Here is a 20339-nt window from a genome sequence, read left to right as displayed (position 1 = left end):
TGCCGAAGGGGTGGTGGTCTAGCGGGTCAGCTCGCGCAGCACGGCGAGTTCGCGGTCCGTCGGCGGCTCGGTGCGGCCCAGGTCGTCGGCGATCTCCAGGTCCCACCCGGTGCGCTCACGCACCGCCTCCGGGTCGACGCCGGGGTGGACCTGGGTCAGCACCAGCTCGCACGTGCGGGGATCGGGCCGCAGCACGCCGAGGTCGGTGATCACGAGCCGGGGTCCCGCGCCGGTCAGGCCCAGCGCCTCCCGCTCCCCCGGTCCGGACCCGAACCCGAACGACGTCACGAAGTCGACCCGTTCCACGAACGCCCGCCTGCTCTGCCGCACCACGACCACGACCTCGCGGCAGGACGCGGCGATCTCCGGCGCGCCACCCGCACCCGGCAGCCGGACGCCGGGGTGGTGGTAGTCGCCGCCGACGACCGTGGTGTTGATGTTGCCGAACCGGTCGAGCTGGGCCGCGCCGAGGAAGCCGACGTCGATCCGGCCGGGCTGCAACCAGTAGTTGAAGATCTCCGGCACGCCCACCACGCTGACCGCCGTGTCGGCCAGCACGCCGTCCCCGATGGACAGCGGCAGCCGGTCCGGTTTCGCGCCGATCGTGCCGGATTCGTACACCAGCACGAGGTTCTGCGCGTGCGTGCGGCGGGCGAGGTTCGCGGCGGTGCTGGGCAGTCCGATGCCCACGAAGCACACCGCGCCGTCGCGCAACGCCCGTGCCGCCGCGACCGTCATCATCTCGTCGGGCGTGAAGCCGCTCACGCGACACCCTCCAACCACTGCGCGAACCTGTCCCGGTCGCGACTGATCCCGTCCCACGCCTGGTAGAAGTCGTTGTCCCGCACGGAGTAGTCGTGCGCGTAGGACGGGTGCGCCCCGCCCGGCGCGACGGACACGTAGTCCACCACCCACGACGGCAGGACCACCGCTCCCGGCCGCGGGTCCAACTCGTCCACGACCTCCTCGACGGTGACCAGCGAGCGCGAAGCCGCCAGCACGGCCTCCTTCTGCACGCCGGTGATCCCCCACAGCTGCACGTTGCCGTGCCGGTCCGCCCGCTGCGCGTGCACGACCGCGGCGTCCAGTCGCAGCGCGGCGACGGCGGTCAGCACCTCACCCGTGAACGGGCACGTCACCGACGAGATGTTGGCCGTCTGGGCGGGCAGGTCGGTGCCGGTGTAGCCGCGCAGCACCGCGAACGGCAGTCCGGACGCCGCCGCGACGTACCGGTTGGCCATGCCCGCGTGGCTGTGCTCCTCCAGTTCCAGCGGCCGTGGCCAGCCGTGCTCGACCGCGTCGCGGAACCGGTGCAGCGAGCCGACGCCGGGGTTGCCACCCCACGAGAACACCAGCTTCCGCGCGCAGCCGGCACCGATGAGCTGGTCGTACAGCACGTCCGGTGTCATCCGGACCAGGGTCAGGTCGCGCCTGCCCTGCCGGATCACCTCGTGCCCCGCGGCGAACGGGATCAGGTGCGTGAACCCCTCGAACGCCACGGTGTCGCCGTCGCGCACGACGTGTGCCACGGCTTCCGCGAGGGGTGCGATGGCGGCCAACCCGACCTCCCGTTGTGCGCGGCCCGAACCGGCGATCCGGTGCGGCGAACGCTATTGAGCGCGTTCGACGCGGGTCAACGGGAACTTCCACTCACCGGAAGCCCGGGAACCCCTACCTTCTGAACCGGACGTGCCCGCGGGACGAATTGCCTTATGTCAGCGCGTCCGCGAGATGCGCCGGCACGGGACCGCGCGTCGGTCGGATCGGTGATCACTCGACGCAGACGCCGGTGCGCCTGCACCGGTGGGCGGCTTCACCGGACCCGATCCCGGTCGCCCTCACCGGCGCGGCCCGGGGGCGCGAACTCGGGCTGGTCGAGCAGCCGCAGCCAACTCCCGTCGGGCTGGCGCCGGACGACCTGCGCGCGTGCGCCGCTCCCGTCCTTCGGCGGCGTCGCGGTCAGGGCGATGTCGCCGCTGATCAGCGTGGGCAGCGGTGGTTCCGGCTCGAAGTGGGGGCGGCGGGCGAGCACCTCCGCCCACAGCGCCCGGATCGCCTCCCTGCCCTCGGTCCGACTGCCCGGCGGGTAGGCCAGCACCGCATGCTCCTCGTACAGCGCCGCCACTCCGTCCGCGTCCCCCGCGTTCGACCGCTCGACGAACAGACGGGTCAGGTCTTCGGGCCGCATCGCCTTCTCGTATTCCGACATGGGTTCAGCCTGGTGGCGGGCCGATCAGAAGTCCAACAGATTGAACTCATGCGAACTAGAATCGCCAGTCATGGAACTGAGGCAGCTGGAGTACTTCGTCGCGGTCGCCGAGGAGCGGAACTTCACCCGGGCCGCCGAGCGGGTGCACATCAGCCAATCCGGTGTCAGCGCCCAGATCCGCCAGCTGGAGCGCGAGCTGGGCGCCGACCTGTTCGACCGGTCGGCTCGCGTCGTCACCCTCACCGTCGCGGGCAAGGCGGCGCTCGACCACGCCCGTGCCGCGCTGGCCGCCGCCGAAGCGGTCGGCCAGGCGGTCGGCGAGGTGGCCGACCTGATCCGCGGCAGGCTCACCGTCGGGATGGTCGTGGGCTGCACCGTCACGCCCCTGTTCGACGCCCTCGCCGCGTTCCACCGGGCGCACCCCGGCGTGGAGATCTCGCTGCTGGAGGACAACTCCGACCAGCTCGTCCACGCGGTGCGCGGCGGAACCGTCGACCTGGCCCTCGTCGGGGTCGCGGGCGCGATCCCGGAAGGACTGGACGCGCTGACGATCATCAGCGAACGGCTGGTCGCGGCGGTCCCGACCGGCCACCCGTTGGCGGCATCGCGACGGATCACGTTGGGGGACCTGGTTTCCCACCCGATCGTGTGCATGCCGGCCGGTACCGGTGTGCGCACGGTGTTCGACCAGGCGTGCGCGGCCCAGGGCCTGCACCCGTCGATCGCGCTCCAGGCCGGAGCCGCGGACGCCATCGCCGACCTCGCCGCCCGCGGCCTGGGCGTCGCGATCCTCAGCGACTCGATGGCCGCGCACCACCGCGACCGGCTCGTCGCCCTGACCATCACCGACGTCACGACACCCGCGTTGCTCGCCCTGGTCTGGCGCGGTCCGCACAGCCCCGCGACCCGTGAGCTGCTGAACCACTGCCGACGGGCATTCGCATAGTGCTCAGGCGGTCTGGGCGGCGGGCGCCGGGCGGACCACGGCGAGCGCCCAACCGAACGCGACGCCGGCCACCGTGAAGAGGACGATCGGCGGTGTCGGCATCAGCCACACCGACAGGCCCAGCATCACCAGCGAGCCGGCCAGCGCGAGACCGACCAACGGCCGGGCCACCAGCCCCGGAGCGGACCGCGCCACGAGCAGGCACACCAACCCGGCGAAGATCATCCCGGCCGCCATGGCGAGCGACATGCCGAGGTTGATGTCGCGCAGGCTCCGCCGGACACCGGCGATCTCCACGCCGTACTCCCGCATCGCCGCCAGCGCACGTGCCGCCGCGGGGTCTTCGGGGCGCAACGCCATCCCCACCGCGATCATCAGGTGGCCCGCCCCGGTGACGATCCAAGCCCACGCACCGACCCGGAACAGCGCCAACGCCCGACCAGCCATCGCCAGACCCCCTCATCCATACACGACTGTATGTTCCGGACCATACAGTCGTGTATGGCACGTGCCACGACCGGGCCTACCGGACGTCGGTCAACTGGTCGATGAGGTGCTTCAACGCCGCACGTCCGCGCGTGCCCTCCGCCGCCACCTCGGGCACCACCCCGGCCGCCGCGCGCCGCAGGTCGGCCCACCCGAGATACGCCGCGTACGCGACGACCGCCTGCCTGCGCGCCACCGCCGCGGTCAGGCCGGTCTCGACGTAAAGACCGGCGAGGAACGAGATCCGACGCTCGATCACCCTGGTCAGCACGGGAGCGACCGCCGGGTGGTCCGCGTGCGCCACGAGCGCCGGCTCCAGCCCGGGGATGACCTCCGCGCCGAGCGCCACCCCGAACCCCTCGCGAAGCTTCTCGCGGGGGTCGTCGATGGACTCCAGCCGAGCGATCAGATCGGCCGTGGCCCGCTGTTCCCAGAACTCGACCGCGGCCACGAGCAACGCCTCGCGGTCCTTGAAGTGCCAGTAGAAGCTGCCCCGCGTGATGTCCAGCTCACCGGCGAGCGCGTCGACGGACACCGCCGCAACCCCGCCCCTGGCCAGCGCGCGCAGCGCCGCCATCGTCCAGTCCTCGCGGGTGACCCGTCCTCTCGCCATGGCCCGAACAGTAGTGTCCGGCCACACCGAAGATCACCGAGCGCGCTAGGGCTCCGCCTGCAGCACCAACAGGGTCAAGTCGTCGTGCTCGGTCTCGCCGAGCCAGTCGAACGCCACCTTCCGGAGGTGCTGGGCCACCGCCTCCGCGGGCACCCCGACGCACTGGGCCAGCGCCGCCTTCAGCCGCACGTCCCCGAACAGCTGCTCACGGTCGCCGTGCTTGCGCGCCTCGGTCAACCCGTCGCTGTACAGCAGCAACGTCTCCCCCGGCGCGAGCGTCACCGTCGTCTGGTTGAACCGCACCTCGGCCAGCACGCCGACGATCCCGCCGTGCACCGCCACCTCGTCCACCCGCCCGTCCGAGCGCAGCACGAGGGGCGCGGGGTGGCCGCCGGCGGCGAGGGTCAGGCGCAGCCCGCCGGCCTGCACCGGCATCATCGTGCCCACGACCAGCGTGGTGAACAGACGGCTGCCCGCGGCCCGCAAAGCGGCGTTGAGCAGGTGCAACAGGTGCGCGGGCCGCTGCTCGACCACGAGCAGGGTGTGCAGGCTCTGCCGCACCCGACCGCTGTGCACGGCGGCCTCCAGCCCGTTGCCCGCCACGTCACCGAGCACGAACGCCGCGCTGCCGTCCTCGCGCGGGTGGACGTCGTAGAAGTCGCCGCCGATCAGCACCCGCCGGTGCGCGGGCTCGTACACCCTGGCCAGGAGGACACCCGGCACGTCCGGGAGCGTGGTGGGCAGCAGGTTGGCCCGCAGCGCCTCCACCGTCCGCTCCTGCTCGATGAGCCGGTCGCTCGCCTCCATCGCCGCCGCGGCCCGTGCGGCGAAACGTTTCAGCAGGTCGACGTTCCAGGTCCCGTCGAAGCACACCAGCGCGCCGCCCTCGGTCAGCGGCACGGCCAGGCCGGTCCCGGAGGTGCCCCACGGGCCCTCACCCAGGTCGGTGAGCTCCGCGTGCTCGACCACCCGGTCCAGCACGTCGGTGAAGCCGCCCACGGTGCCCGCGACCTGCCGGGTGGTGCGGGCGACGGCCACGTCACCGGCCGGGGTTCGGCGCCACCACTCCAGGCGTCCGCGGGCCCCCGGCAGCACCACGACGCTGTGCTTCGCGGGAGCCAGCTCGACCACGGTGCGCAACGCCTCGGCACGTTCCGTGAGCGACGACAGCCGCCGCGCGGCCTCCTCCAGGTAGTCGTCCACGCCCCGGTACCAGGCGCTCCACCCGCCGCCCAGGTCCTGGTGACGGCCGCCGTCGATCGCCTCCGACAGCGTCGAACCGGGCCGCGCGTCGGGGATCAGCACGGCTGCGAGAGGGTTGACCAGCCTGACGACGCCTTCGGGGTCCAGCACGACGACGGCCTCGTGGAAGCCATCGACCACACGACGCCACGCGTCGAGGTCGAGGCCCGTGTCGGCGCCTTGCCGGTAGCCCTGGGCCATCACGGCTCCTGTGTGTCGGGTCGACCCAACCTATCGGACAAGTTGACACCAACAGTGGCAGGCTTGGCGCAGTTCCGCTGACATCGGAGGCTCGTGTGACGACCGCCCAGGACGACACGGACGTGACCCTGGCCCGACTGCTGACCGCCATGCGCGAGATGAAGGACGGCAACTTCCGCCGGCGTCTCGTCGTGCCCAAGAGGGCCGGACACCGGGATGGGGTGACCGCCGAGATCGCCGAGGTCTTCAACGAGATCGCGGAGCGCAACCAGTGGCTGGTCGGCGAATTGGTGCAGGTGCGCCAGTCGGTCGGCCAGGAGGGCAGGCTCGGCGAGCGGCTGACACCGAGCACCGCCACCGGTGGCTGGGCGACCGCCGCAGACGCGGTGAACGGCCTGATCGACGACCTGACCCGGCCGACCGCCGAGCTGAGCCGCGTGCTCGCCGCGGTGGCCGAGGGCGACCTGTCGCAGGAGATGGTGGTCGACGCGCGCGGTGACGTGGCCGCGCTGGTGGAGAGCTTCAACTCGATGACGGCGACGCTGCGGACGTTCGCGGGCGAGGTCACCCGGGTGGCGAGGGAGATCGGCACGGACGGCCGACTGGGCGGGGTGGCGGTCGTGCCAGGGGTGGCGGGCACCTGGAAGGACCTGACCGACTCGGTCAACTTCATGTCCGACAACCTGACCAAGCAGGTCCGCGAGAGGTCACCCGCGTCGCGCGCGAGGTCGGCACAGACGGACGACTCGGCGGCCAAGCCAAGCCCAAGTACCCGGCGTCGCCGGAACCTGGCGAGACCTCACCGACTCCGTCAACTTCATGGCCGGCAACCTCACCTCCCAGGTCCGCAACATCGCCCAGGTCACCACCGCGGTCGCGCCAAGCCCAAGTACCCGGCGTCGCCGGAACCTGGCGAGACCTCACCGACTCCGTCAACTTCATGGCCGGCAACCTCACCTCCCAGGTCCGCAACATCGCGCAGGTCGCGACGGCGGTCGCGCGGGGCGACCTGTCGCAGAAGATCACGGTCAACGCGCGCGGTGAGATCCAGGAGTTGAAGGACACCATCAACACGATGGTCGACCAGCTGTCCTCCTTCGCCGACGAAGTCACCCGCGTCGCCCGGGAAGTCGGCACCGACGGACGACTCGGCGGCCAAGCCCAAGTACCCGGCGTCGCCGGAACCTGGCGAGACCTCACCGACTCCGTCAACTTCATGGCGAACAACCTGACCGCGCAGGTCCGTTCGATCGCGCAGGTGACGACGGCCGTCGCGGGCGGCGACCTGTCCCAGAAGATCACCGTCGACGCGCGCGGCGAGATCCTCGAACTCAAGTCGACCATCAACACCATGGTCGACCAGCTGTCCTCGTTCGCCGACGAAGTCACCCGCGTCGCCCGAGAAGTCGGCACCGACGGACGACTCGGCGGCCAGGCCCGGGTGCCGGGGGTCGCGGGCACCTGGAAGGACCTGACCGACAACGTCAACGTCATGGCCGACAACCTGTCCACGCAGGTCCGGTCGATCGCGGCGGTGGCGACGGCGGTGGCCGGCGGCGACCTGTCGAAGAAGATCGCGGTCGAGGCCAAGGGCGAGGTGGCCGCGCTGGCGGACACCATCAACGGCATGGTGGACACGCTGCGCGCGTTCGCCGACGAGGTCACCCGCGTGTCCCGCGAAGTCGGCACCGAAGGCATCCTCGGCGGTCAGGCGCGGGTGCCGAACGTGGCCGGCACCTGGAAGGACCTCACCGAGAACGTCAACTTCATGGCGAACAACCTGACCTCCCAGGTCCGCAACATCGCCCAGGTCACCACGGCCGTCGCGCTCGGCGACCTGTCCAAGAAGATCGACGTGGACGCGCGCGGCGAGATCCTGGAGCTGAAGACCACGATCAACACGATGGTCGACCAGCTGTCGTCGTTCGCCCAGGAGGTCACGCGCGTCGCCCGTGAGGTCGGCACCGAGGGCAAGCTGGGCGGCCAGGCCGAGGTGGAGGGCGTCTCCGGCACCTGGAAGCGGCTCACCGAGAACGTGAACGAGCTGGCCGGGAACCTGACCCGGCAGGTGCGCGCGATCGCCGTGGTGGCCACCGCCGTGACGGCGGGCGACCTGACCCGGCAGATCACCGTGGACGCGTCCGGCGAGGTCGCCGACCTCAAGGACAACATCAACCGGATGATCGGCAACCTGCGCGCGTCCACCCGGGCCAACCAGGAACAGGACTGGCTGAAGACGAACCTGGCCCGGCTGTCCGGCCAGATGCAGGGCCACCGGGACCTCAACGCCATGGCGTCACTGGTGATCAGCGAGCTGACGCCGCTCGTGTCGGCTCAGCACGGCGCGTTCTTCCTGGTCGATCCGGAGTCGCACGCCCTGGACCTGACCGCGGCCTACGGCTACACGCCGCGCGGCAGGCGGCCCAAGCGGTTCATGCGCGGCGAGTCGTTGATCGGGCAGGTCGCGGTGGAGAAGAAGACCGTGCTGGTGACCGACGTGCCGCCGGGGTACCTGGAGATCGGTTCCGGGCTCGGTTCCGCGCCACCCGCCAACCTGGTGATCCTGCCGATCGTGTTCCAGGGCGAGACGCTGGGTGTGATCGAGCTGGGGTCGTTCGGCGAGTTCACCGAAGTGCACCTGGACCTGTTGGACCAGCTGAAGGAGAACATCGGCGTCAACCTGAACACCATGCTCGCCAACGCCCGGACGGACACGCTGCTGGTGGAGTCGCAGCGGCTGACCGAGGAGCTGCGGGCGGGTTCGGTCGAACTGGAGGCGCGGGCCCGGCAGCTGTCGTCGGCGTCGAAGTACAAGTCGGAGTTCATGGCGAACATGTCGCACGAGCTGCGGACGCCGTTGAACAGCCTGCTGATCCTGGCGAAGCTGTTGGCGGACAACCTGGACGGCAACCTGAACCCGAAGCAGGTCGAGTTCGCCCGCACCATCCACTCGTCCGGCACCGACCTGTTGCAGCTGATCGACGACATCCTCGACCTGACCAAGGTCGAGGCCGGGCACATGCAGGTGCAGACGGACCCGGTGCGGGTGTCGGACGTGGTCGGCTACGTCGAGGCGATGACCTCGCCGCTCGCGGCCGAGAAGGGGCTGGCGTTCGAGGTCGTGGTGGAGCCGGACGTGCCGTCGACCCTGCACACCGACGAGCACCGGTTGCAGCAGATCCTGCGCAACCTGCTGTCCAACGCGGTGAAGTTCACCCACGACGGGGAGATCAAGCTCCGGATCAGGGTGGTCGAGGGCTCGGTGGCGTTCGACGTGCAGGACACCGGCATCGGCATCCCGTCGGACAAGCTGTCGGTGATCTTCGAGGCGTTCCAGCAGGCGGACGGCACCACGTCGCGCAAGTACGGCGGGACGGGGCTGGGGCTGTCGATCAGCCGGGAGCTGGCGACGTTGCTGGACGGGCGGCTGGACGTGCGGTCGGAGCCGGGAGTCGGGTCGACGTTCACGCTGTACCTGCCGTTGAGCGACCAGGGGCTCGTGCCGCCGGTCGTGGTGGAGCCGGAGGCGTTGCCGGAGCTGCTGACGCCCGCCGACTCGGCGCCGCAGTCGCTGATCGCGCCGTCCGAGCTGCCGCCCGCGCCCATGCGGTTCCACGGCGAGAAGGTGCTGATCGTCGACGACGACCTGCGCAACGTGTTCGCGCTGACCAGCGTGTTGGAGCTGCACGGGCTGCAGGTGATCTACGCGGACAACGGGATCACCGGCGTGCGGGCGCTGGAGCAGTACGACGACGTCACGCTGGTGCTGATGGACATCATGATGCCGGAGCTGGACGGCAACGCCACCATGGCCGCGATCCGCGCCATGTCCCGCTACGCCGACCTGCCGGTGATCGCGGTGACCGCGAAGGCGATGAAGGGCGACCGGGAGAAGTCCCTCGCGTCCGGCGCCACCGACTACGTCACCAAGCCGGTGGACACCGAACACCTGCTCCGCCTGATCGCCTTCTACCTGGGCGTAGAACAAGACCAACCGTGAGTCCTACGTTCAGAACGCGTGAGTCCTACGTTCAGAACGCGTGAGTCCTACGTTCGCGTACCCCGAGTTCAACGCTCAGAACAAGGCTGCCGGTGAGCGCAGCAGAACCTCGCCCGTTCTGAGCGTTGAACTCGGGGGTTCCGAACGTAGGACACGGGGGTTCTGAACGTAGGACTCACGGGACGTGAACGTAGGACTCACGCGGGGTGGGTTAGGGCGGTGGTGAGGCGGTGGCAGCGCAGCGGGTCCTCGGTGAGGCCGGCCGCCAGGCCCCACAGCCAGTAGTCGACGGCGCGGAAGACGACCGAGTCGCGGACGTGGTCGCGGTCCAGGGACGCCGCGTCCGCCAGGACGGTCAGGTGGTCGAGGATCGCGGCACGGTCGGGCATGTCGTCGAGCCTGGTCCACAGCACGCGGGCGAAGTCGTAAGCGATGTCGCCGCGCAGCAGGATCGGGTCGACGGTGAGCCACGGTTCACGGCCGCCCGCCAGCACCTGCGCCGAGTGCGAATCGCCGTTCACCGCGAGGTGTGACGACGTGCGAACCAGTGCGCCGGCGGCCTTCTCGCCCTCCCGCAGGAACGCCACGTCGAACGGTCTCCCCTGCCGTTCCCACTCCGCCTCCAACCCGGCCGACCGCACCCGCGCCAGGTCGGCAGTCGACCGCACGGTCGCGGGGGCGGGCACAGCAAGTCGCCGAGCCATCACGCCCAGCACCGCCATCGCCTCGTCCGACGGCAGATCCAGCGCACTGCGGCGCATGTCGAGGCGTTCGAGCAGCATCGCGCCGGCCGACGGCTCGGCGTCCACCAGGAGCACCGTTCCCCGCCCCCGCCAGAACCGCAACGCCTCGACGTGCGCCGCGACGTCCTCGCTGGGCGCGTTCATCCGCAGCACCAACGGCGTGCCGCTTTGTGTGACAGGAATCACCAACGCGTGCGAACCGTGCGTCACGGGGCCGTCCAAGCGCAGGTCCCACACCGCCAAGCGCTCCTCGATCGCCGCCGGGAGCGCGGCCAACCAAGCCCGGTCACGGGGTAGCGGCGCGTTCCGGAAGCTCTCCGGGATCACGAAGCGGTCGCGGTGGCCGACTCGACAGTCGCGTGGATGTGCATGACCTCGGTCAACTCGGTCAGCCGGAACAGCTTGTGCACCGCCGGTTGCAGGCACGCCATTCTGAACTCGCCGTCCACGCCGTCCAGGCGCCGGTGCCAGTCGAGCATCAGGGAGAGACCGGTGGTGTCCATGAACGGCACGCCGCTCAGGTCCACCACCATCCGGGCGCCCGTGCTCGCTTCGAGGCGGTCGGACAGCACGGGGACGGTGTCCGCGTCGAGTTCTCCCGACACCGCGACAACCGTCCAGTCGCCCCGCACCTCACTGCGCACCTGCAACTCCATGGTGCCCGAGCCTAGCTACCCGGTGCACCTCATGCCGCCACCCCATGCCCGCCACGCCGCCACCGGACGCACCACACCGCCCATGTGACCCGCAGTCGCACCGGTCACCGCACCGCCGCCCGTCGCTGCCACGACGCCGGTCGGCGCGACCAGTCGGTACCGCGAACGGAGGATGTGCGACGATGCGGTAACGGCCGATCAACGGGGAGCGGATGTGCGCAACGAGCCAGCGGCGCCGGTGGCCGTGACGCTGCCCGCTTCGGCGGGCTCATCGGCGCGTGCCAGGCGGGTGGTGGGTGACGCGGCGTCAGCCTGGGGTTTGTCGGCAGACGTCGCGGACGACGCCGCCCTGGTGGTGACAGAACTGGTGTCCAACGCGGTGGACCACGCGGCCGGCCCGGTGGGGCTGACGGTGATCCGCACGGAGTCCGGCGTGCGGATCGAGGTGGCCGACCGCTCGTCCGCGCCGCCCCAGCAGAGACCGGTGCAGGTCGACTCCGCCCGCGGCCGAGGACTGATCATCGTGGCCGCGCTGAGCCGCTCGTGGGGCTCCGAGCCGACGTCCGACGGCAAGGTCGTCTGGGCCGAGCTCGCCGCCTGATCACCCGAGAGCACCTGACAACGTGGCCACCTGGCCACTATCACCCGTACGCGGCGTTCAAGGCCCCGGAAACGGGTATCCCCTGGTTGTCCGACCAGTGAGGAGTTCACGTGTCCACGACCGAAACCGGTCAGGTGACCGGCACCCAGGACAAGGACTACAACATCATCTGGTTCGTAGAGGCGTGCCTGAGCAACGCCCTGCGGCTGGAGACCTACGTCGCCGACGCCGAACGCGCGGGCGACCGCGAGCTGGCCGAGTTCTTCCGCCGCGCCCAGGGTGAGAGCCGCAAGGGCGCCGAGCAGGGCAAGCAGCTGCTCGCATCGCGACTCGCCAAGACCTCGTAGGGACGTCATAGCTCGCGGGGACATCGCAGTTCGCCGGGATCTCGCAGAACAACGCGCCGGGACCGCGCAGACCAACGCACGGCACGATCAAGGGCCGCCCTCGGTCGAGGACGGCCCTTGATCGTGCTTTCGCGCTCTCGTACTCTCGCGCTGCTTACCGCTGGTCCGGGTCGCCGTACTGGCCCTGCCCGGGGGTCTCGTCCTGGTCGGCGGACTGGTCCTGGTCGCGGAACCGGCCCAGACCTTCCTTGGCCTTCTCCGTGCCCTGCTGGATGCGCTCGGAGTGCTGACCACCGGTCCGTTCGTCGGCGAACTGCCCGGCGCGGTCGACACCCTCGTCGACCTTGTCGCCGTGCTGCCCGAGGGCGTCCTTGGCCTTGTTCTTCATGTCGTCGAACTTGTCGCCAATGCCCATCTGCGCTCGACCTCCTCCAAGGGTGTCCCTCATGGACACTCTCTGCGAGGACTACCCGGGGATCGGTGCGTCCGAAGCACCCGGACCCGCAACTCACCCGGTCGAGTTAGCCCGAAGAGCAGGAGCAACGCCGCACGACAGTCCGAACACGACGTACGCACCAGACCGACGGCGGAATCAGACCCCCGGCCGGCGGGACGGGTCCGACGTGTGGTCCTGGTACGCGTAGTCCGGCACGTGCTGCTCGGCCGCGCGCTGGTCCTGAGCCCGCTCGTTCTGCGTGCGCACGGGCGCGCCGTCGGTGGGCGGGTCCGGCAGGCCGAGCATGAGCAGCAGCTCTCGGCAGTCGTTCGCGTCGACCGAGTTGTCCGCGACGGTGCGGGCGGCCTGGTTGCGCTGGACGGTCTCCGCCCTGTCGGCCGCGGCCCGCGCGTCGGCGAAGCCCACTGCGGCGCCTTGTGATCGGCCAGGTCTGGTCTGCGTCATGAAGACCCCGTCTCCCCCGCCTGCAGGGCCGCACCACGCCGACAGCGGACATCGTCCCGCGCGTCGGAGGCGTGATAGTTCGGTCCGGCGTGCCCGCGGGCAGTGGGGGTAGCTGATGTGAACGGATGGTCCGGCGACAAGCCGGTGCTCCCGTCCCCGGCCGCGAACCGCGGGCCGGACTGTGCCGGGGACCGCGCCGACCGAGTGCCGACAGCTCGTGCCCCAACCAGGGGGACTCTACTCCCCGGTCACCCTCACAACGAAGCGCGGTTCCGTCACGGCTGTACGAGGGGGTCGCCGGAGGACCGGAAACCGGTCCCCTCACCGACCCGCCGACGTCATGTCAATACCTAACCAACTACGAGCTTCCGCAGTGAAACGTTGCCAGGAACGGCCGGTTCGCGCTTGACTTACCTCCGTTCGTCGGTGTCGACCGGAGGTGGACGTGGTCAACGTCAGGATCGCCGCACTGGCCGCTGTGCTGATCGGGTCGGTCGGCCTCGCCGCCCCCGCGACCGCCGCGCCACAGGCTCCACCGCAGGTCGTCGCGCTGCCGACCGTCGACATGGAAGCCGTGCTCAAGGCCGCGCAGATCGACCCGCGCCGCGCCGACTCGGCCATCACGCCGGGCAGCGGGGACAGCGTGCTGCGGGTCGAACGGGCACTGGACGCCAAGGGGTACCTGTCGCCCACGTACGTGGACGGCCACTTCGGCACCAGGACCATCGACGCCTACGCGGCGTACCAGCGTTCCCTCGGCTACACCGGGATCGACGCGTCGGGCCTGCCCGGACCCACCTCGTTGCGGCTGCTCGGCGAGACGACCTACACCGTCGTCCGGTCGGTGTCCGCGGGCAGCCGGGTCACGTACCACAACGCGCTGATGAACACCCGCACCAAGGCGATGCTGGTCGAGGCGGAACGCCTGCTCGGCCGGTCGCTGGGCATCACCCAGGGCTCCTACAACCCCGGCGGTGTGCCCGGGTCGGCCGGGACGCACGACGGCGGCGGCGCGCTGGACATCTCCGTGTCCGGCATGACGGCGACCACCCGGACCACGGTGGCGAGGGTGCTGAGGCAGGTCGGTTTCGCGGCCTGGGTCCGCACGCCCGCGCAGGGCGACTGGGGTTACCACATCCACGCCATCGCGCTCGGCGACCCGGACCAGTCCTCCGGCGCACAGCACCAAGCGGGCGACTACTACCTCGGCTTCAACGGGCTGGCCAACCGCGCCCCCGACGACGGCCCGCTGGTCACGCCGAAGCGGACCTGGGAGGAATACCTGCGTTCGCGCTAGCGCGGAGCACGACCACCGGGTTCTACGATGGCCCGATGGCCGTGCGATCGGGGTCGCGATGAGCAACGTGGAGACGAACCCCTCCGAGCTGATCTGCGAGAACACGTCCGGCGTCGCGGCGGTCGAGGTGCTCGAACCGCGTGACGTCCCGCTGGGCGGGCCGCGGGCGATGACCGTGCGGCGCACGCTGCCGAGGCGCTCGCGGTCCATGATCGGCGCCTGGTGCTTCGCCGACCACTACGGGCCGGACGACGTCTCGGTCAGCGGCGGCATGGACGTCGCGCCGCACCCGCACACCGGCCTCCAGACCGCGAGCTGGCTGTTCAGCGGCGAGATCGAGCACCGCGACAGCCTCGGCACGCACGCGGTGGTGCGGCCGGGCGAGTTGAACCTGATGACCGCCGGTCGCGGCATCTGCCACTCGGAGGTGTCGACCCCGACGACGACCGTGCTGCACGGCGTCCAGCTGTGGATCGCACTGCCCGACGCCCACCGCGACACGCCGCCCGCGTTCGAGCACCACGTGCCCGGAGAGGTGCGGTTGGACGGCGCGACGGCACGGGTGTTCCTCGGCACCGTCGCGGGCGAGACGTCACCGGTTCGCACGTTCACCCCGCTGCTGGGCGCCGAGATCGTGCTCGAACCCGGCGCACGGCTGGCGCTCGACGTCGACACCTCGTTCGAGCACGGTGTGCTGGTCGACGTGGGCGCGGTGGAGCTGGCGGGCACGCCGCTCGCCCGTGGCGCGCTCGGTTACGTCGGCGTCGGCGCGACCAGGTTGCACCTGACCAACGTCACCGACGAACCCGCACGGGTGGTCCTGCTGGGCGGTGAACCGCTCGGCGAGGACCTGGTGATGTGGTGGAACTTCATCGGCCGCGACCACGACGACATCGTCCGGTACCGCGAGCAGTGGCAGGAGGAGTCCGAGCGGTTCGGCCGGGTCGAGGGCTACGCCGGTGACCGCCTGCCCGCACCGCCCATGCCGACCGCCCGCCTCCGGCCGCGCACCAGGCCCTAGGACCCTTACGGACGCGGGGCATACATGATCACGGCCACGCCGACCAGGCAGATCGCCGCGCCGACGTAGTCCCACCGGTCGGGCCGGAACTTGTCCACGACCACGCCCCAGGCGAGCGATCCGGCCACGAAGATCCCGCCGTACGCGGCCAGGATCCGGCCGAAGTGCGCGTCGGGCTGCAAGGTGGCCACGAACCCGTACAGGCCGAGCGACACCACGCCCGCGCCGATCCACAGCAGGCCGCGGTGCTCCCGCACCCCCTGCCAGACGAGCCACGCGCCGCCGATCTCGGCGAGCGCGGCCAGCGCGAACAACACCAGCGAGCGGACCACGGTCATGATCGCGACGATAAACCCCCGGATGGCTTGACAAGACGCGGCCTCGTTGTGAACAGTTGTTCATGAACAGGCGTTCACACCGAGAGGGGCACGTGGTGCCGGACATCGTCAACACCCATCAGGCCGAGGCCTGGAACGGGTACGAAGGCGGCCACTGGGCCGACAACCAGACCCGCTACGACGCCGTGAACAGCGGTTACAACGAGATGCTGCTGACCGCCGCCGGTATCGGGCCGCAGGACCGGGTGCTCGACGTCGGCTGCGGCAACGGGCAGGTCACCCGGCTGGCGGCCCGGCGTGCCGGGCACGCGACCGGCCTCGACCTGTCCGGCCCGATGCTGGCCCGCGCACGGGCGTCCGCCGTGGACGAAGGCGTCGGCAACGTCGCGTTCGAGCAGGGTGACGCGCAGGTCTTCCCGTTCCCGCCGCACGCGTTCGACGTCGCGCTGAGCCGGTTCGGGATCATGTTCTTCGCCGACCCGGTGGCGGCGTTCGGCAACATCCGCGGCGCGCTCCGGCCCGGCGGGCGGCTCGCGTTCCTGTCGATGCGCGACCTCGGCGACCTGGGCGACGTGTTCTCCGCCGTCGGCGGTGGGCCGGCGTCGACCGATTCCGGCCCGTTGTCGCTGTCCGACCCGGCCGTAATCGACCGCGTGCTCACCGCCGCCGGGTTCACCGACGTCAAGGCCGAGGCGGTGGAAGCGGAGGGCGTGTGGGGCAGGGACGTGGCCGACGCGACGGAGTTCATCATGGGCTGGGGCCCGGTCCGGTTCGCCCTGCGGAGCGCCTCACCGTCCACTGAGGACCGGGTCCGGGAGTCCGTCGCGCGGGCGCTCGCGCCGCACGCCGGTCCGGACGCGGTACGGCTTCGGGGCACCGCCCGGCTGGTCACTGCGACAGCCTGACGCGGACCGTCGAGCCCGCCGGCACGACGCACGGCCTACGATGCGACGTGATGGCACCGCGACGAGCAGCAGCACTGCGTGACGGCGACGTGAGCCTGCGCGACCACTTGATCGCCACGGCCACCCGCCTCATCGCCGACCGCGGCACCGCGGGGCTCACCGTCCGCGACATCGCCCGTGCGGCGGACGTGGCGGTCGGCGTGCTCTACAACCACTTCGAGGACAAGGAAGAGCTGCTGGCGCTCGCCCTGCACGCCCACGTCCGCGCGGTGGACGAGCGGGTGGGGCGGCCGGCGGTGGACGGCACGCTCGCGGAGAACCTGCACGCGTTCGTCACGCACGCCTTGGCCGTGCACGCCGCGTTCCTGCCCGCGTTCGCCGGTCTGGTGGGTCAGCCGGAAGTGCTCGCCCGGTTCGACGCGCTGCCGAACCCGACGGCCGACGGGCGCGGGCTGCACGCGGCGCTCGCCGACTACCTGCGTGCCGAGCGGGAACGAGGTCGGGTCGCGGCGTGCACCGATCCCGACGCGGTGGCCACGCTGGTCATCGGCGCGTGCCACGAACTCCTCCTCCCCCGCCTCTACCGCGGTGCCACGACGTCCGCCGAGGTGCCGCCGGGTTACGTGGAGAAGGTGGTGGCGGCCGTGCTGAACGGCGTCACGCCGCGGTAGGGGTGCTGGTAAACCTGGTGCTGTGACCGACTCGGTGCGCAACGTCGTGGTCGGGCGGGTCGTCGAGTCGACGCTCGGCCTCACCACCTGCTTGGACCACCGCGGCCTCACCCGATCGCCGAGCCGTCGGAACAGCGGCAGGGCGTCGCGGAAGCACGTCATCGCGGTTTCGGTTGCGCCCGAGGTAGCCGAGCGAGTAGCCGAGCCCGACGAGCAACTTCCCCTCGCTCGACCGGTCGTCGGTCCGCCTGGCTTCGGCGTGGCGCTCAACCGGCTGGGCGAGCTGTTCCGCCGGACCGACAGGTTCGAGTGGGCGATGCGCTGCCACCGATGGGCGTTGGACCTGTTCGCGGCGGCCGACGTGCCGAAGACCCTCTTCAGCGCACTGTTCACCATGGTTGTGATCCACCGACAGCTGTGGGACTTCGAGGCGTCTCGGATCCTCGGCGTGCTGCCGGGTGTGATCGGGCCACGCATCACCGACTGGGTCGCGGAGGTGTGAGCTGTCTCCGATAGGTCACATGCTGTAGTTCACCTGGTCCTGGACTTCGGACTCCGCACCCGACAGCACCCGGCTGACCACCCGCCGCTGGGCCTCCGCCAACTGCTCCGTCGACAGCGCTGCCAAGGCGTCCAGCGGGATGGTGGTCACGTCCGGCAGGTTCAGCTCGATGTCGTCGTGGTGGGCGGACATGGCGGCCTCCCGTGCTCCGAAACCACCATCATGGCACCGGTTCAGTGGTGGGCGGCCAGTGCTCGGCCGATGAAGTGGGCGCTCAGCGTCGCGAAGATGTACGCCTGGAGCACCTGGATCAGCGCTTCCAGCGCGGTGATGCCGATCGCGAGCGCGAAGCTGACGGCGGCCAGCGGTTTCAGCAGTGGGGCGGCTTCGAGGAGCAGGAACTCGCCGCCGAGCACGAACACCATCACCAGCAGGTGGCCCGCGAACATCGCGGCGAACACCCGGATCGCCAGGTTCACCGGGTCGAAGAAGAACTTGAGGATGACCTCGGTGGGGATGAGCAGCAGCCACAGCACCGGTTTCGGCACGTCCGGGATGATGAACTGGTTGCGCAGGTACCCGACGAGGCCGTGCCGCCTGATCCCGACGAAGTGGTAGACCGGGAACACGACCAGCAGCGCGACCGCGGCGGGGAAGCCGATGTGCGCCATCGTCGGGAACTGCACCAGCGGCACGATGCCGAAGATGTTGTTCACCAGCACGAACGTGAACAGGGACAGGATGAGCGGCACGTACGGCTTGAAGTCCTTCGCGCCGATCTGCTCGCGGGCGATCGAGTTGCGCCCGAAGTCGTAGACCGACTCGGCGGCGAACTGCCACCGACCCGGCACCAGCTTGAGGTTGCGGCTCGTGATCAGGAAGAACGCCGCGATGATCACCACCGACAGCACGACGAGGACCATCGGTTTGGTCACCCCGCCGAAGATCGCCGGCGGGAAGAAGTCCGCCGGACCCGGCGGTGTGAAGGTGTTGTCGGCCATGGGCGCCCCCCGTCCAAGGTCTGGGGACAGACCCTATCCGAATCCGGCGGTCGGCACCCGTGCCTTCACCCGGTGGGCACCACAACCGGCCGGTTGAGGATCTCCGCCAACCGCTTCCACAGGTCCGGCGGCAACCGGCTGTCCTGGTCGGTGAGCGCATAGGCGATGCCCTCGCGGAACATCCGGCTGAACTCCACGTAGTGCGGCGTGACCGGGCGACGGCGCGCGTCGTTCAGAGCGGTGCGGATCTCCTGGAGGTCGGGACGCTTGCCGTTGTCGTACGCGGACTGCCTGGTCGGCGCGAACCCGCCGAGCTCGGACAGGATCAACTGGCTGGACGGGCTGGTCAGGAACTCGATCAACGCCTGCGCGGCCCGCGGTTTGTCCGTGGACGCGCTGATCGCCAGGTTCTGCCCGCCGAGCACGCTCGCGGTCGGCGGTGCGGCGACCGCGAACTCGACTCGGTCGACCAGTTTGTCGTACGCGACCGGCCAGTTGCGCATGTACAACGACCGCCCGGCGGCGAACGCGCCGACCGCCGCGTCATCCGTTGTCGCCCGGGCCCCGTTCAGCACGATGGCGGGGTCGCGGGACGCCTTGGCCAGGCGCTCGATGCCCTCCAGGTCGGCCGGCCCGAGTTCGACGGCGCTCTCGTCCGCGTTCCGGGCGACTTGGCCGTTCCGGCTGAACGCCTCGCCTCCCGCCGCCCACATGGCCTCCAACGCGACGACGGTGAGGATCTCCTCGTCGTCGAGCGCTGCCGCGTTCGCCGCCTCAACCCCCGCTGCCCCGGCCGCGATCGCCGCGGCACTGCCGAGGTAGTCGTCCCAAGTCTCCGGCGCCTTGGCCAAATCGGTGCGGTAGAACAGCATTCCGACGTCGGTGTTGAACGGCAGGGCCCACAACTTCTCGCCATGGGTGCAGGTGTCCAGGACCCGGGGCACGAAATCGCCCGACGCGGCCGACCGGTCGAGTTCCCGGATGTACTGGAACTCCGCGAATTGCGCCGTCCACACGACGTCGAGCAGGTAGACGTCGGCGCGGTTGGCCCCACCCGGCTTCGCGTCGTTGACCATCCGCGCGTTCTGCTGGTCGGGCTCGCCGGACACGGGGACGACTTCGAGCTTGTTCTCCGGGTTCGCCCGGTTCCACTGCTCGAAGAGGATGGTCCGCGGGTCGTTCGCGCTCTCGTTGAACGCCGTCATGATGACCAGCCCGCCCGGCTCCGGACCGACGTCCGGCGGGCGCAGGACCAGACCCGCCACCACGATCGCGGCGACGGTCAGCACGATCCCGAGCCGTCTCAACGGTCGCCGCAGCGTGCTCCCGATCTTGCCGACCGCATCGCCCAACGGGAGGTCCGTCGACTCCGGCCGGCGCCACAGCCTGACGATCACCGCCAGCATGATGTTGACGTAGACGCCGGAGATCAACGCCAACACCGCACCGAGCACGGCCCGCGCCACGGAACCGGGCGTCCACGACTGCTCCAGCTCCGCGAACGAGAGGGTGGACACCATGGTCACAGCGATGCCGACCAGCAGCATGAGCGCGATCAGGACACCGCGAAAGCGGGGACTCCAGTGTCCCCCGGGCTCCGCCATTCCCCACCCCTCCGCATTACGCGACGAGCCAAGTAACGTCGGTTCAACCGGGTGT

At 70.5% G+C, this 20339-nt stretch carries 22 protein-coding genes and 1 pseudogene; 9 read left to right on the top strand and 14 right to left on the bottom strand.

The features are described from left to right. Positions 1-18: 18 nt before the first annotated feature. The 3 genes from OQ02_RS13820 to OQ02_RS13810 form a co-directional block, all read right to left on the bottom strand. Positions 19-741, bottom strand: a complete 723-nt coding sequence (locus tag OQ02_RS13820) for a CoA-transferase subunit beta (protein WP_051772316.1) — start codon at positions 739-741, stop codon at positions 19-21. Between the two features lie 20 nt (positions 742-761). After that, entirely contained in the window at positions 762-1559 is a 798-nt protein-coding gene (locus OQ02_RS13815; protein ID WP_033438800.1) for a CoA transferase subunit A, read from the bottom strand. A 254-nt stretch (positions 1560-1813) separates the two neighbouring features. Beyond that, positions 1814-2209: a YybH family protein gene (locus OQ02_RS13810; RefSeq protein WP_033438799.1), complete on the bottom strand. Its 396-nt coding sequence runs from the start codon at positions 2207-2209 to the stop codon at positions 1814-1816. Positions 2210-2279: 70 nt separating this feature from the next. Between OQ02_RS13810 and OQ02_RS13805 the strand changes: the two genes are divergently transcribed. Next, positions 2280-3155, top strand: coding sequence for a LysR family transcriptional regulator (locus OQ02_RS13805; protein ID WP_033438798.1), 876 nt, complete (start codon positions 2280-2282; stop codon positions 3153-3155). Positions 3156-3158: 3 nt separating this feature from the next. On the opposite strand, the gene OQ02_RS13800 is transcribed toward OQ02_RS13805, so the two are convergent. From OQ02_RS13800 to OQ02_RS13790, 3 genes are all read right to left on the bottom strand, one after another. Then, positions 3159-3602, bottom strand: a complete 444-nt coding sequence (locus OQ02_RS13800; RefSeq protein WP_033438797.1) for an LIC_13387 family protein — start codon at positions 3600-3602, stop codon at positions 3159-3161. A gap of 76 nt (positions 3603-3678) precedes the next feature. Continuing rightward, a complete protein-coding gene (locus OQ02_RS13795; protein ID WP_033438796.1) occupies positions 3679-4254 on the bottom strand; it encodes a TetR/AcrR family transcriptional regulator in 576 nt (191 codons plus the stop codon). A gap of 45 nt (positions 4255-4299) precedes the next feature. Then, positions 4300-5697 carry a PP2C family protein-serine/threonine phosphatase gene (locus tag OQ02_RS13790; protein WP_033438795.1) on the bottom strand — a complete coding sequence of 466 codons (1398 nt, stop codon included), beginning with the start codon at positions 5695-5697 and terminating at the stop codon, positions 4300-4302. A 386-nt stretch (positions 5698-6083) separates the two neighbouring features. Between OQ02_RS13790 and OQ02_RS40075 the strand changes: the two are divergent. After that, positions 6084-9697: pseudogene (locus OQ02_RS40075) on the top strand (HAMP domain-containing protein). A gap of 197 nt (positions 9698-9894) precedes the next feature. On the opposite strand, the gene OQ02_RS13780 reads toward OQ02_RS40075, so the two are convergent. Together OQ02_RS13780 and OQ02_RS13775 are read right to left on the bottom strand one after the other, a co-directional pair. Continuing rightward, the gene (locus OQ02_RS13780; RefSeq protein ID WP_231500018.1) at positions 9895-10716 is read right to left on the bottom strand and encodes an aminoglycoside phosphotransferase family protein; all 822 of its coding nucleotides are present in this window, start codon (positions 10714-10716) and stop codon (positions 9895-9897) included. A 47-nt stretch (positions 10717-10763) separates the two neighbouring features. Then, entirely contained in the window at positions 10764-11096 is a 333-nt protein-coding gene (locus OQ02_RS13775) for an STAS domain-containing protein (RefSeq protein ID WP_033438794.1), read from the bottom strand. A gap of 214 nt (positions 11097-11310) precedes the next feature. Here OQ02_RS13775 and OQ02_RS13770 point away from each other — a divergent pair, with 214 nt between their 5' ends. Together OQ02_RS13770 and OQ02_RS13765 are read left to right on the top strand one after the other, a co-directional pair. Further along, positions 11311-11697, top strand: a complete 387-nt coding sequence (locus OQ02_RS13770) for an ATP-binding protein (protein ID WP_033438793.1) — start codon at positions 11311-11313, stop codon at positions 11695-11697. Positions 11698-11807: 110 nt separating this feature from the next. Further along, positions 11808-12044, top strand: coding sequence for a hypothetical protein (locus OQ02_RS13765; RefSeq protein ID WP_033438792.1), 237 nt, complete (start codon positions 11808-11810; stop codon positions 12042-12044). 154 nt (positions 12045-12198) lie between these two features. Here the strand turns inward: OQ02_RS13765 and OQ02_RS13760 are convergent, their stop codons facing one another. Both OQ02_RS13760 and OQ02_RS13755 read right to left on the bottom strand, forming a co-directional pair. Then, the gene (locus tag OQ02_RS13760) at positions 12199-12459 is read right to left on the bottom strand and encodes an antitoxin (RefSeq protein WP_051772276.1); all 261 of its coding nucleotides are present in this window, start codon (positions 12457-12459) and stop codon (positions 12199-12201) included. Between the two features lie 177 nt (positions 12460-12636). Then, positions 12637-12945 (bottom strand): hypothetical protein, encoded by a 309-nt coding sequence (locus OQ02_RS13755; protein ID WP_081915608.1) that lies wholly within the window; start codon positions 12943-12945, stop codon positions 12637-12639. A 445-nt stretch (positions 12946-13390) separates the two neighbouring features. Here OQ02_RS13755 and OQ02_RS13750 point away from each other — a divergent pair, with 445 nt between their 5' ends. Both OQ02_RS13750 and OQ02_RS13745 read left to right on the top strand, forming a co-directional pair. Beyond that, complete coding sequence (locus OQ02_RS13750) at positions 13391-14242, top strand: peptidoglycan-binding domain-containing protein (protein WP_156077036.1); 852 nt, start codon at positions 13391-13393, stop codon at positions 14240-14242. Positions 14243-14300: 58 nt separating this feature from the next. Further along, the gene (locus OQ02_RS13745; RefSeq protein ID WP_033438790.1) at positions 14301-15263 is read left to right on the top strand and encodes a pirin family protein; all 963 of its coding nucleotides are present in this window, start codon (positions 14301-14303) and stop codon (positions 15261-15263) included. 5 nt (positions 15264-15268) lie between these two features. Here OQ02_RS13745 and OQ02_RS13740 read toward each other — a convergent pair whose 3' ends face one another. Beyond that, positions 15269-15601 (bottom strand): YnfA family protein, encoded by a 333-nt coding sequence (locus OQ02_RS13740; RefSeq protein ID WP_033438789.1) that lies wholly within the window; start codon positions 15599-15601, stop codon positions 15269-15271. 95 nt (positions 15602-15696) lie between these two features. On the opposite strand from OQ02_RS13740, the gene OQ02_RS13735 reads away from it, so the two are divergent. From OQ02_RS13735 to OQ02_RS13725, 3 genes are read left to right on the top strand one after another with little or no spacing between them, the layout of a single operon-like run. After that, positions 15697-16506, top strand: coding sequence for a class I SAM-dependent methyltransferase (locus OQ02_RS13735; RefSeq protein WP_033438993.1), 810 nt, complete (start codon positions 15697-15699; stop codon positions 16504-16506). A gap of 50 nt (positions 16507-16556) precedes the next feature. After that, on the top strand, positions 16557-17177 hold the full coding sequence (locus OQ02_RS13730) for a TetR/AcrR family transcriptional regulator (protein WP_033438992.1): 621 nt from the start codon (positions 16557-16559) through the stop codon (positions 17175-17177). Positions 17178-17199: 22 nt separating this feature from the next. Then, entirely contained in the window at positions 17200-17679 is a 480-nt protein-coding gene (locus tag OQ02_RS13725; protein ID WP_033438788.1) for a hypothetical protein, read from the top strand. A 15-nt stretch (positions 17680-17694) separates the two neighbouring features. On the opposite strand, the gene OQ02_RS43730 is transcribed toward OQ02_RS13725, so the two are convergent. The 3 genes from OQ02_RS43730 to OQ02_RS13715 all read right to left on the bottom strand — a co-directional run bounded on the left by OQ02_RS43730 (position 17695) and on the right by OQ02_RS13715 (position 20284). After that, a complete protein-coding gene (locus OQ02_RS43730) occupies positions 17695-17871 on the bottom strand; it encodes a hypothetical protein (RefSeq protein ID WP_156077035.1) in 177 nt (58 codons plus the stop codon). A gap of 41 nt (positions 17872-17912) precedes the next feature. Further along, positions 17913-18680, bottom strand: a complete 768-nt coding sequence (gene atpB / locus OQ02_RS13720; RefSeq protein ID WP_033438787.1) for a F0F1 ATP synthase subunit A — start codon at positions 18678-18680, stop codon at positions 17913-17915. Positions 18681-18745: 65 nt separating this feature from the next. Continuing rightward, complete coding sequence (locus tag OQ02_RS13715; protein WP_081915607.1) at positions 18746-20284, bottom strand: extracellular solute-binding protein; 1539 nt, start codon at positions 20282-20284, stop codon at positions 18746-18748. Positions 20285-20339 lie beyond the last annotated feature (55 nt).

The organism is Saccharothrix sp. NRRL B-16314, from assembly GCF_000716595.1.
Lineage (GTDB): Bacteria > Actinomycetota > Actinomycetes > Mycobacteriales > Pseudonocardiaceae > Actinosynnema.
Note: the sequence above shows the minus strand (reverse complement) of the source record. Positions and strands in the feature narration are given on the sequence as shown.